This is a genomic window from Nesterenkonia sp. PF2B19 (assembly GCF_001758425.2).
GTDB lineage: Bacteria > Actinomycetota > Actinomycetes > Actinomycetales > Micrococcaceae > Nesterenkonia > Nesterenkonia aethiopica.
The window spans coordinates 1-11,564 of the sequence record NZ_MDSS02000083.1 but is presented as its reverse complement, the minus strand read 5'-3'; the positions used below and the strand labels follow the sequence as shown (position 1 = coordinate 11,564).

Annotated in this window: 11 protein-coding genes and 2 pseudogenes; 7 read left to right on the top strand and 6 right to left on the bottom strand. The window is 71.1% G+C overall.

Annotated features, from left to right (window positions below; translation table 11 throughout):
• The 4 genes from BCY76_RS16225 to BCY76_RS16210 form a co-directional block, all read left to right on the top strand.
• A partial coding sequence (locus BCY76_RS16225; RefSeq protein WP_085437921.1) for a pyroglutamyl-peptidase I family protein occupies positions 1-448 on the top strand: 448 nt, incomplete at its 5' end.
• Positions 449-544: 96 nt separating this feature from the next.
• Positions 545-1,720 (top strand): S8 family serine peptidase, encoded by a 1,176-nt coding sequence (locus tag BCY76_RS16220; RefSeq protein ID WP_070158500.1) that lies wholly within the window; start codon positions 545-547, stop codon positions 1,718-1,720.
• 82 nt (positions 1,721-1,802) lie between these two features.
• On the top strand, positions 1,803-2,057 hold the full coding sequence (locus BCY76_RS16215; protein ID WP_085437920.1) for a hypothetical protein: 255 nt from the start codon (positions 1,803-1,805) through the stop codon (positions 2,055-2,057).
• Between the two features lie 119 nt (positions 2,058-2,176).
• Positions 2,177-2,584 carry a hypothetical protein gene (locus BCY76_RS16210; protein WP_139827854.1) on the top strand — a complete coding sequence of 136 codons (408 nt, stop codon included), beginning with the start codon at positions 2,177-2,179 and terminating at the stop codon, positions 2,582-2,584.
• Between the two features lie 132 nt (positions 2,585-2,716).
• On the opposite strand, the gene fdhA is transcribed toward BCY76_RS16210, so the two are convergent.
• From fdhA to BCY76_RS16195, 3 genes are all read right to left on the bottom strand, one after another.
• Complete coding sequence (gene fdhA / locus BCY76_RS16205; protein WP_070158503.1) at positions 2,717-3,931, bottom strand: formaldehyde dehydrogenase, glutathione-independent; 1,215 nt, start codon at positions 3,929-3,931, stop codon at positions 2,717-2,719.
• Between the two features lie 119 nt (positions 3,932-4,050).
• Positions 4,051-4,953: an HAD family hydrolase gene (locus BCY76_RS16200; protein ID WP_237090233.1), complete on the bottom strand. Its 903-nt coding sequence runs from the start codon at positions 4,951-4,953 to the stop codon at positions 4,051-4,053.
• Between the two features lie 24 nt (positions 4,954-4,977).
• Positions 4,978-5,991 (bottom strand): helix-turn-helix transcriptional regulator, encoded by a 1,014-nt coding sequence (locus BCY76_RS16195; protein WP_070158504.1) that lies wholly within the window; start codon positions 5,989-5,991, stop codon positions 4,978-4,980.
• A 66-nt stretch (positions 5,992-6,057) separates the two neighbouring features.
• Between BCY76_RS16195 and BCY76_RS16190 the strand changes: the two genes are divergently transcribed.
• Complete coding sequence (locus tag BCY76_RS16190; protein WP_237090232.1) at positions 6,058-7,080, top strand: SDR family oxidoreductase; 1,023 nt, start codon at positions 6,058-6,060, stop codon at positions 7,078-7,080.
• On the opposite strand, the gene BCY76_RS16185 is transcribed toward BCY76_RS16190, so the two are convergent.
• Entirely contained in the window at positions 7,071-7,832 is a 762-nt protein-coding gene (locus BCY76_RS16185) for a class I SAM-dependent methyltransferase (RefSeq protein ID WP_070158509.1), read from the bottom strand. The two genes, BCY76_RS16190 and BCY76_RS16185, sit on opposite strands and share 10 nt — an antisense overlap.
• Before the next feature lie 124 nt (positions 7,833-7,956).
• Here BCY76_RS16185 and BCY76_RS16180 point away from each other — a divergent pair, with 124 nt between their 5' ends.
• A complete protein-coding gene (locus tag BCY76_RS16180; protein ID WP_070158505.1) occupies positions 7,957-8,703 on the top strand; it encodes a hypothetical protein in 747 nt (248 codons plus the stop codon).
• A gap of 42 nt (positions 8,704-8,745) precedes the next feature.
• On the opposite strand, the pseudogene dnaB reads toward BCY76_RS16180, so the two are convergent.
• Both dnaB and BCY76_RS16170 read right to left on the bottom strand, forming a co-directional pair.
• A pseudogene (gene dnaB / locus BCY76_RS16175) lies at positions 8,746-10,094 on the bottom strand (replicative DNA helicase).
• A gap of 84 nt (positions 10,095-10,178) precedes the next feature.
• Entirely contained in the window at positions 10,179-11,069 is an 891-nt protein-coding gene (locus tag BCY76_RS16170) for an alpha/beta fold hydrolase (RefSeq protein ID WP_070158506.1), read from the bottom strand.
• 101 nt (positions 11,070-11,170) lie between these two features.
• Between BCY76_RS16170 and BCY76_RS16165 the strand changes: the two are divergent.
• Positions 11,171-11,564 (top strand): annotated as a pseudogene (locus BCY76_RS16165) (hypothetical protein); the annotation flags it as partial.

Below are 11,564 nucleotides of genomic sequence, written 5' to 3'. Positions count from 1 at the left end.
CCCCTGCCGCCGTCTCGCCCTGGGGCTGGCCGCCGGCACGGAGGCGGTCCGGCTGGAGCGGGTGGGCGTGAACCTGCGCGACGCCCGCATCCCGGACAACGACGGCGCCCAGCCGGCCGACGAGCCCGTGGTCGCCTCCGGCGAGGGAGCGCTGTTCTCCACCCTGCGGCTCAAGGCCGCCCTGGCCCGGATCCGCGAGGCCGGGATCCCCGTGCACCTGTCCCTGAGCGCCGGAAGCTTCGTGTGCAACGACGTGCTCTACGCCCTGCTGCATGACCTCTCCGCCCGCGGCCTCGACGTGCCCGGGGGCTTCGTCCATGTGCCGGACCTGCGTGATCCGCAGTCACCGGTGAGCTTGGCCCAGGCCGTGGAGGCTGTGGAGCTTCTGCTGGCGGAGACGTTGCGCGGCGGCGCCGATTCCAGTGTCCCGGGCGGCGCCCTGCACTGAGCGACACAGCCGCGCCCTCTCGGTGCGTGTCAGTCGTGGCCCCTACCCTGGGAACAGGCGTCGAGACCCGGCGCTGATCAGGCAGGAGGCACCCCCATGCATACTCCCGAGCACACGCTGACCACCACCACGCGGTCCGGCCGCTTCGTCGTCGTCTTCGACTCCGCCGATCCCCAGGTCCGAGAGGACTCTGCCCCGGGGCTGCTGAGCACCGAGGGATTCTCCACCGAGACCTACTTCTCTCGGCTCGGCGTCGCCGTGGTGGACGCCGACTCCGACCACCTGAACGCGCTGCGCAGCCGCTGCCAGGCCGAGCGCCGCCCGGTCCATGTCCTGCCGGAGCGGATCTACCGCGTGCTGGACGCCGCCCCGGCCGCCCGACCGGCGGAGCTGCCGGACTCCTTCACGGACACCGAGGAGCTCACGTGGGGCCTGCAGGCCGTCCGCTCTCTGGAGTCCGGGTACACCGGCGCCGGGGTGCGCGTCGCAGTCCTGGACACCGGGGTGGACCTGGAGCATCCGGAGCTCGCCGGGCGCGGGATCGTCGCCGAGTCCTTCATCGACGGGGAGACCGCCCAGGACGGTCATGGTCATGGGACCCACTGCCTGGGGACGGTGGGCGGTCCGCGCAGCCGCGAGGACGGCCCTGGCTACGGGGTGGCGCCGGAGGCGGAGCTCTTCGCGGGCAAGGTGCTCGGCGACGACGGCTCCGGCTCGGACACCTCCATCCTCTCCGGCATCGATTGGGCCCTGCAGCAGGAGTGCGCCGTGATCTCCATGTCGCTGGGGGCCGACGTGCCGGAGGTTCACCCTCCGTATGTGGCCGCCGGACGCCGGGCCCTGGAGCAGGGGTCGCTGATCATCGCGGCTGCGGGCAACAACGCCCGGCGCAGCTCCGGGGAGAACGGCTTCGTGGGCGCCCCCGCGAACAGCCCGTACGTGATGGCGGTGGGGGCCCTGGACCCGCAGCTGGGCATCGCTGACTTCTCCGCAAGGACTCTGCCGGGTCGGGGCGGTCAGGTGGACGTGGCGGGCCCGGGGGTGGACGTGCTCTCCGCCTGGACCGGCGACCAGCGGCACCGGATCATCAGCGGCACGTCCATGGCCACACCGCATGTCTCCGGGGTGGCGGCCCTGCTGGCGGAGGCCACCGGTTTCCGGGCCCGGGAGCTGTGGGCAGAGATCGTCCAGGAGGCGGCCCGTCTGGAGCTGCCCTCGGTGGATGTGGGCTCGGGGCTCTCGCTGGCCCCGCCCGCTGAGGAGCAGCAGTGAGACGTCCCGGGAGGGCCCGCCCGCTGGTGCCGCCGGAGGGCAGGGCTGTCCGCCGACGCCGGCGCGACGTTACCCTGGCGGCATGACCTCCCCCGGAGAGCGCCCTGTCGGCTGGATCGTCACGGTGGACGAGGAACGGACCGCGCGGCTCGACGAGGTCGTCGCGGAGCTGCAGGCCGCTGGCCTGCGGGTCAACCGTGTGCTGACGTCGCTGGGGATGGTCCATGGCCGCGCCACGGAGGAGCAGCTGGAGGCTCTGCGCTCCGTGGACGGGGTGGTCTCGGTGGACCGCGAACAGGAGCACCGGATCAGCCCTCCCGACGCCGAGGTGCAGTGACCAGGGTTGAGCCCAGGCCATGTGAGCCCGGTCGATGCACGCGCGGGCGATGAGGGGCCGGCCACACCGGCCTGTCCCCTGGGCTCCGCTGTCACCCCTGCGCGCTACAGTGGACTGCCGTGAGCACCCGAAAGAAGCGTCCGAGCCCGCCGCCGTCCCGGAGCTCCGCGCGCACGGCGGGGCGGGCCGCGGGACCCTCTCGGCCGCCTGCATCCGCCCGACGCCCGCGGCGCCCCTGGGGCCGCTACCTGTGGGCCGTGGTGACCGCCGTGGTGATCGCCGCGCTGCTGTTCGAGTTCACGATGCTCTGGACCATCGGCGTCGGGGTGTACATGCTCGCGCTGCGGGAGTTCACCGGCCTGTGGTTCCTGGTGGGCGGCTATGCGCTGGCCTGCGTCCCCTGGGCCTTCGGCCTACTGATCGCCACCGGCCAGTTCTGGCGCAGCCTCACCCACGCCCTGTGGATCGGTGCGGTCTACGGCCTGGTCGGCTTCCTCTTCCTGGACAAGATCCTCGGAGCCCTCTGATCCGGTCGGCCGCGGTCGGCCGACACCTCGCTGCGCGCCTCGGCAGCATCGGGGAGGCCTCCGTCAGGTCCGGGCTGGGGCGGCCCGTCCTCCTCGACAGGCCGCCCCAGCGCTTCACGGGTCGTCGCAGACTCAGGCTGGCACCATCCCGTGGGGATCGATGACGAACTTGCGGGCCGCGCCGTCGTCGAACTCCTGGTAGCCGCGTGGTGCGTCATCCAGACTGATGGTGGTGGCGCTCACCGCCTGCGCGATCTGCGCCCGATCGTGGAGGATCAGGTTCATCAGCTTCCGGTTGTACTGCTTCACCGGGCACTGACCGGTGGCGAAGGAGTGCGACTTCGCCCAGCCGAGCCCCAGGCGGACACCGAGGGTGCCCTCCTTGGCGGCGTCGTCCACGGCCCCAGGATCACCGGTGACATACAGTCCGGGGATCCCGATCCCGGCCCCGGCGCGGGCGACGGTCATGCAGTCGTTGAGCACGGTGGCCGGAGCCTCCCCGGCGCCTTCCCCGTGACCACGGGCTTCGAAGCCGACGGCATCCACGGCGGCGTCGACCTCCGGGTCGCCGACGATCTCGGCGATCATCTCCGTCAGCTCCCCTTCGGCGGTCAGGTCGATGCCCACGCAGCCGAAGCTCTCGGCCTGGGCGAGGCGGTCCTTGTTCATGTCCCCGACCATGACCACGGAGGCGCCCAGCAGCTGGGCCGAGTGCGCGGCGGCCAGCCCCACGGGTCCGGCCCCGGCCACATAGACGGTGGATCCGGTGGTGACACCGGCCGTGTAGGCACCGTGATAGCCGGTGGGGAAGATGTCAGAGAGCATGGTGAGGTCCAGGATCTTCTCCAGCGCCTGGTCACGGTCCGGGAACTTCAGCAGGTTGAAGTCTGCATAGGGGATCATGACGTACTCCGCCTGCCCGCCGATCCAGCCGCCCATGTCCACATAGCCGTAGGCGGCGCCGGCGCGGGCGGGGTTCACGTTGAGGCAGATGCCGGTCTTGCCCTCGTCGCACATGCGACACCGCCCGCAGGCGATGTTGAAGGGCACCGAGCAGATGTCTCCCTCACGGAGGAAGAGCACATCCTCCCCGGTCTCCACGACTTCTCCGGTGATCTCGTGCCCCAGGGTCTGACCCTGGGGTGCGGTGGTGCGTCCGCGGACCATGTGCTGGTCGGATCCGCAGATGTTGGTGGTGACGATCTTCAGGATGGCGGCGTGGGGCGCCTTCTTCGTGATCCCGAAGTGGTCCGCCACCTCCTGAGGGACCTCCAGGGAGGGGAAGTCGATGGACTCGACGGCGACCTCTCCGGGGGACTTGTACACGACGACTCTGTTCGAACTCATGGTGGAACTCCTGATGGGCGAGATAGGTGAGGTGGATCACACTCCACCCGCACACCATGCAGACTGCAGAATGCGTCTGACAACAGCTCACGCTCCGTCTCAGCAGACGGACCCGTGTCTCAGGATGTGGCCGGCTTCAGCTCCCCCACGTCCACCCACCGGGAGAGCACCCGGGCGATGCCTTCGTCGTCGTTGCTGGAGGTCACGACGTCGGCGGCCTCCTGCGCCTCGGGGATCGCGTTGCCCATGGCCACACCGAGCCCGGCCGCGCGCAGCATGGTGACATCGTTGCCGTTGTCCCCGAAGGCGACGGCCGCCGCGGCGTCGATCCCTTCGGCCCGGCACCAGTCCAGGATGGCCGTGGACTTGTCGACGCCGGCCGCGGTGGCCTCCATGTAGATCGGTGAGGAGTAGGTCAGCTCGATCTGCTTCCCGTAGCCGGACCGCAGCTCCGCCTCCAGGGATTCGAGGACCGGACGTTCCGCGCAGTAGAGGATCTTGGTGGGCTCGATGCCCGGGGAGGTGATGTCGTCGACGACCCTCAGGCTCAGTCCGTTGCCGCCGGCCTCATGGGCGGCCTGCGGGTGGCCGTCGTCGGCCACGATCAGCTCGTCGTCGTGCGGGAGCATCAGCAGCACGCCGTGCCGGATCCCGGTGGCGATGAGTTCAGCGGCCAGCTGGGTCGGGACGGGACGCCGGGCCAGGGTGGCCCCGGTGGCCTGGTCGACGATCACCGAACCGTTGAGCCCGGCGAGGATCAGGTCCTCGCCGAGGCCGTGCCGCTCGGCAAGCGCCCGCAGGCCGGGAATCGGCCGGCCGGAGGCGAGCATGATGCGCGTCCCGGCGGCGCGCAGCCCGTCGAGCGCCCGCAGCGTCCCTGGTTGCGGCGTCTTGGTGGAGTCCAGCAGGGTTCCGTCGATGTCGAAGGCCACCAGGCGGGGCACCTCGACGGCGGGCCGGACACCGGGCTGGGCGGCTGGCTGGGCGACTGGCTGGGCGGCGGAGCGGGGTGGGGTGGTCACAGGCGAGATCCTATCGTGGACCCTTCAGCGCTCGTGCGGGGCGTTGCGGGCCGCCAGATCTCGGCCCCGTGCGGCCAGCGCCTGCCGCAGCTCGGGTGGTTCGATGACCTCGATGCCCGGCACAGCCAGCAGCTGGGTGCTCACGATGCCCAGGGATTCGGTGAGCAGCGAGATGTCGAGGTGGTCAGGCTGCGGCGCCGCCTCCTGCCTGAGCTGTCGCGCCGCTGCGGATGCGGCGTCGATGGCCGCATCGATGGCGGCGTCGATCCCGGTGCCGGGCAGAGCGGCCCGCAGGGCGTCGGCCGAGGCGACGGGGATTCGCAGCCGGACCGGCAGGCTCACCACGGAGGCTTCGAACTGGGCACGGCTCTGTCGCCAATGCTCGGCCAGAGAGAAGTCCGGTGGGCGCCAGGCGGACTCCTGATGCCGGGTCACCGATTCGATCCTGGAGAGTCGGTAGGTCCGCACGGAGCGCCGGTGCGCGGCCACCAGGTACCAGCGGTCGGTCTTGAGCACCAGGCCCAGGGGGTCCAGGAGTCGGCTCACAGGCGCCGCCGACGGATCGGAGCGGGTGTACCGGATGCTGATCCGCTGACCGGACCAGACCGCCTGAGCCACCTCGGCGAGCGCGGCGGGGCGTTCGGGCTCGTGGAACCACCGGCCGTGGTCCACGTGGAAGCGCTCGGCCACTGCGGCGTGCTGCCGGGCCTCGGCCCCGGGGGCTGCGAGCATCTTCATCCGGGCGGCCTGGTAATCGGCCTCCAGGCCCAGCTCCCGGGATCCTGTCTCTCCGAGCAGCAGGGCCTGCAGCTCGGCGGCGAGCATCCCGGTCAGCGGGGAGCGCCAGCCCTCCACGAGCCCCACTCCCCCGGCGGGCCCGGTGCGGGTCCATACCGGTACGCCCATCTCCTGCAGGGCGGCGAGGTCCCGTTGGATGGTGCGGGCGGAGACGCCGTGGCGCTCGGCCAGCTCTGTCACCGTGGTGCGCCGCAGGCGGGTCAGCTCCAACAGCAGGGCCACCAGTCGGGAGGTGCGCATGGGCTCAGCCTACGCAGTGACCCTGCTCATTGGCGACATCAGGTGTCGTCAATGGAGGAGATGATCATGCTGACGCCCCATCCGCGGGCGGTGGCGCACCCCGCCGCAGCACAGCACACTCAGGAGGACTCCATGACCGCATCGCAGACCGCTCCAGACCTGACCCGACGCATCGCCCTGGTCGCCGGCGCCACCCGCGGGGCCGGCCGGGCCATCGCGCGCGAGCTCGGGCGAGCCGGCGCCGTGGTGTATTGCACGGGACGCTCCACAGCGGGAGTGCCATCGGACTACGGGCGCCCCGAGACCATCGAGGAGACCGCGCAGCTGATCACCGCCGAGGGTGGGACGGCCCACCCCGTCGTCGTCGACCATCTCGACGTGGACGCCGTCGAGGCCCTGGTGGCGCGGATCGACGCGGAGCAGGGCCGGCTGGACATCCTGATCAATGACATCGGCGGGGAGGCCTACGTGCAGTTCGGCACCCCGCTGTGGGAGTACGACCTCGACGCCGGCCGGCGCCTGCTCGACACCGCGCTGCTGACCCATCTGAACACCAGCGCCTGCGCCCTGGAGCTGCTCATCCGAAACCCCGGCGGGCTGGTCGTGGAGGTGACCGACGGGACCCGTGCGTACAACGCCGCCCACTACCGGGAGACGGTGTTCCTGGACCTGGCCAAGACCGGCGTGGACCGGCTCGCCTACGCGCAGGGCCACGAGCTGGCCGCCCACGGCGGCACCGCGGTCTCGGTATCGCCCGGGTGGCTGCGTTCGGAGATGATGCTGGACCACTTCGACGTCACCGAGGAGACCTGGCGCTCCGTCGCGGAGGCGAACCGTGGCACGAGCGGCGTGGTCCCGCCCTATGAGTTCGTGATCTCCGAGACCCCCGCCATGCTCGCCCGCGGCATCACCGCCCTGGCGGCCGATCCCGACCGGGCCCGGTGGAACACCCGCTCCACCAGCTCCTTCGAGCTGGCGGCGCACTATGACCTCACCGATGTGGACGGCTCTCGGCCCGACGCCTGGAGCTTCATCACCGCCATGGAGGACACCCCGGTGGAGGAGCTCGACGTCGACTCCTACCGCTGAGCGGGACGCACGGCCTCGATCAGGTGCCGGGTGGAATGCGCGACGACGGGCCGACCCGCCCGCATCTGGCGGTCCAGCGCCCGCAGCCGGTCCATGTGGTCCTCCGTCTGGAATCCGGGCACCCACCAGGGGCACTTGCGCAGGATCCAGATCACCGCGCCGACGTCGTGGAACTCCATCCGGCACCGCGCGGTCCGCAGGTCGCGGATCTCCAGACCGGCGTCCCGGGCCTGCTCCGCCTCCCGGTCAGGGTGGCGGTGTCTCCGGGCCTCCGGCTGCGGGCCCAGGAAGTGCTCGATCAGCTCGAAGGCCGACGCGGGCCCCACATGCTGGGCGAGATAGGTTCCCTCCGGTCGGAGCACCCGGTGGATCTCGGGCCAGTCGGGGGACACCGGATGCCGGGAGGTCACCAGGTCGAAGGTCTCGTCGGCGAACGGGAGACCCTGGACGGCAGAGGTGTCGGCCACCTCGACCCCCCGGGGCCCGAGGCGGTGGCGGGCCACGGCGAGATTCGGCGGCCAGGCCTCGGTGGCCCGCATGGTGGGCGGCAGGACAGGGGCCTCGTCCAGGACCTCACCGCCGCCGGTGTCAAGGTCCAAGGCGCTGGTCGCCGCGGCGAGTCTGCCCGCCATCAGTCGGGCGTAGCCCCACGGGGGTCGCTCCTCGGTGGCTCTGCCGTCGAGCCAGCGGAATCCCCACCCGTCGACTTCGGCCTCGCAGGCTTCGCGCACAAGTTCCTGGAACGGTCTCATCATCTGTGATCCTAGACCCGATCGGGGCCTTCCCTCGCAGCGGCTCGGCCCTCAAGCAGGGGCAGGCCGTAGGCACCCCCGCTATGCTCCAGGAACGACTCGCCGCGACGAGAGAGGGGCCGCCATGTCGACCACGAAGGGTCCCGGCCAGATCGCCCGACGGGTCTTCCTCTGGGCGATGATCGTCTCGTTCAGCCTCGCCGCCGCAGCCGGCATCCTGGTGCTGCTCGGCGCCGACCTCGACGGCACCGGGTCCCAGGTGCTGCTGACCACCGTGGTGGTCGGGCTCTACAGCCTGGCGATGCTCTGCTGCGCAGCGGTGTTCACCCGCCCCTCACGCTGGGTGGGATTCCTCGGCGTCGCTGTGGCCCTGCTCAGCCTGGCGTGGTCAGTCGTGCTGATCTGGCGGGAGGCCAGCTGGTCCTGGGACCCGTTCCAGCTCCTGCTCTCCGGGGTCACGCTGACCGTGGCCTTCAGCTTCACCAGTCTGTTGCTGGCCCTGACCGCCCACCGCGACGCCCTCATCCGCTGGCTGCTCCGCGCGGCGCTGGCGCTGCTGACCGTGGCGGCCGCACTCACGCTGCTCCTCATCTGGGAGGTCGGCTGGGAGAGCGAGGCCTTCGGTCGGTTCTACGGCATCATGCTGATCCTGGCGGTGCTGACCGGAGTGGTCACACCTCTGCTCTCGGCGCTGCGCCGCCGGGCCGCACCAGGGGCGTCTGCGCCCTCGACGGCGCCCCCGCAGGCACCTGCACCGCCGATCGGCATCGACCCGGAGACGGCGGCCGCCCTGCAGGCCGAGGCCCAGCGTCGAGGCATCACCGTGGCCCAGCTGGTCGCCCCGCTGCTGGAGCGCCGGAGCCGCCCGTGACACTCCTTCCCACTGGTCAGTGACCTCAGATGCTCAGTGACCTCAGATGTCCTGCGCCATGTCCTGGAAGCGGGCATAGTGACCCTGGAAGGCGACCACGATGTCCCGGGTGGGGCCGTTACGGTTCTTCGCGACGATGATGTCCGCCTCGCCGGCGCGCGGGGACTCCTTGTCATAGACCTCTTCACGGTGCAGCAGCAGCACCATGTCCGCGTCCTGCTCGATGGAGCCGGACTCACGCAGGTCGGAGACCTGGGGGCGCTTGTCCGTGCGCTGCTCGGAGCCTCGGTTCAGCTGGGAGAGCGCGATGATCGGCACGTCGAGCTCCTTGGCCAGCAGCTTCAGGGTTCGGGAGAACTCGCTGACCTCCTGCTGGCGGGACTCCACCCGCTTGCCCGAGCTGAGCAGCTGCAGATAGTCCAGCACGATCAGCTTCAGGTTGTGCCGCTGCTTCAGCCGCCGCGCCTTGGCGCGGATCTCCATCAGGGACATGTTCGGGGAGTCGTCGATGAACAGCGGCACCTCGTTGAGCTTGTCCACCGCCAGGGACATCTTGTCCCAGTCGTCCTCCCGGATGTCGCCCTTGCGCAGGTCCTGGAACTGGATCTTCGCCTCGGCGGAGAGCAGACGCATGGCGATCTCATTGCGCCCCATCTCCAGGGAGAAGAACGCCGAGGTCATCCCGTGCCCCACCGAGGCGGCGCGGGCGAAGTCCAGGGCCAGGGTGGACTTACCCATGGCGGGACGTGCGGCGACGATGATCATCTGCCGCCGTGGAACCCATGGGTGAGGTCATCCAGATCCCGGAACCCCGTGGGGATGCCGGTCAGGCCGCCGTCGTGGCTGGCGTTGGTCTCGATCTCATCGATGGTCGGCACCAGCACGTCGGCCAGGGCCACGTAGTCCTCGCTCTGCCGGTTCTCCGCGACGTTGTAGATCTCCGACTGGGCCGCATTGACGATGGCCTCGACCTCGCCGTCGGCGGTGTGTCCCATCTGGGCGATCTTGGTGCCGGCCTCCACCAGGCGACGCAGGATCGCCCGCTCATGGACGATCTCCGCATAGAAGGCCGCATTCGCCGCCGTCGGGACCGACTGCGCCAGGTTGTGCAGGTAGGCCGGCCCACCCACTCGCTGCAGCTCCTGGCGTTTGGTGAGGTGGTCGGAGATGGTGACGACGTCGGCAGGCTCCCCGCGTCCGTAGAGGTCCACGATCGCGTCATAGATGAGCTCATGGGCCGGACGGTAGAAGTCCGGGCCTTTGAGGATCTCGACGACGTCGGCGATCGCGTCCTTCGAGAGCATCATGCCGCCCAGCACCGACTGTTCGGCGACGAGGTCCTGCGGCGGAGTGCGGGACTCCGCGGCCGGTGGGGCGTCATAGGCTTCCAGGCTCACCGTGCTCCTCCGTGGGGGTGGTTCTCGGGTGGCGCGGACTCCGCGGTGGCGGGCCGTGCCGGGGTCGGGCGACGCGGGTCAGCGTGGCTCGGCAGAGACCATCTTCTCACCCCGAGCTGACAGCTCCGAGCGCCCCTGCTCACGGCCCCGGTGACCGCAGTCCGGAGGGGCAGGACGGGCCGGATGGGCCTCCACATGGGCGGCCGTGCGCCCCGGCCACGTGGCCAGATCCTCCGGGGTGGCGGCGACGCCCAGGGTGGAGCCGCCGATGAGCCGGTGCAGCTCCTCTGCGGTGGAGACCGGGTGGGAGGGGTCGTCCTCCCAGGCGAGGATCTGGGTGGGAATCTGCAGCCGGGCGATCTGATCGGCCGCCGGAAGATCTGTGAGCGCGGCGCCGCGGAAGATCGCGGGCAGCAGCTCCTGGCTGACCGCGGGCACCTGTTCGCGAGGACGGTCGGCCAGAGCCGGCGGGGGCAGCACCTGGGCACCGATCCGCACGAAGGCACCGATCCCGTGGTCCTCCACCAGCTGGGCGGAGCGCCGGTAGTTCTCCGCTTGAGCAGCACGGGTCTGCCAGGCGGTGGGCGGGACCAGCAGGGTCAGGGTCGCGAAGCGGTCCGGGTCGGCCAGCGCGGCGTGGAGCAGCGTGGCCGCTCCCATCGAGGGGCCGGCGGCGTGGACCTGCTCCCCGGGGGCCAGAGCGTCCAGCAGGGCCAGCAGATCCTCGGCCAGACGCGGCCACCGGTAGTCCTCCGCGCGGTCGCGGCCGGTGGAGGAGCCGTGGCCCCGGGCGTCGTAGCGCAGCACGCGCATTCCCTGGAGACGGCCGGCCATGTCGAGGCCGGCCCGCTGCTCGCGGGAGCCGCAGGAGGTCAGGCCGTGGAGCTGGACGAAGGTCCCCGCGTCTGTGGGCTCGGGGGCGCTGAGGTCGTAGCTGAGGGACGCACCGTCGGTCCGGAATGTGCCCACTGCTCCTGCCTCACCTCGCTGTCCTCGCCTGCCGGCATGCGTCCCCGCTCGGCCCCCGTCAAGGGGTCCCGGGCGGAGGGATGTCCCTCTAGACTACGCCTATGCGGCTGACCAACGTCGCCCGGATGGACACCCGTCCGGGGAGGCTCTCCAGCTACTCGGTGGCGGTCCCCGCCGCTGAGGGCGCACCCCTGCCGGTCTCCTTCGATCAGAACCGCCATGTCAGCTTCGGCTCCCGGCCTGGCTCCTGGATGGCCGCGGCGTTCTCCCTGGAGCGTCCGGCGAGCCGGGACGAGGTCGCGGCGGCATGGCATGCCGTCATCGAACGTCATGGCACCCTGCGCACCACGTTCAGCTGGGCGGACGCCGAGCTGCGGCTGGACCCGGTGCGCATCGGCCCTGGTGGCTGGGAGCAGCTGGCCCCGGCCCACGCACGCCCGGTCGCCGAGATCAGCCTGCGTGCCGGGAGCGCGACGCGCGCGCGCGCGCGCGCGC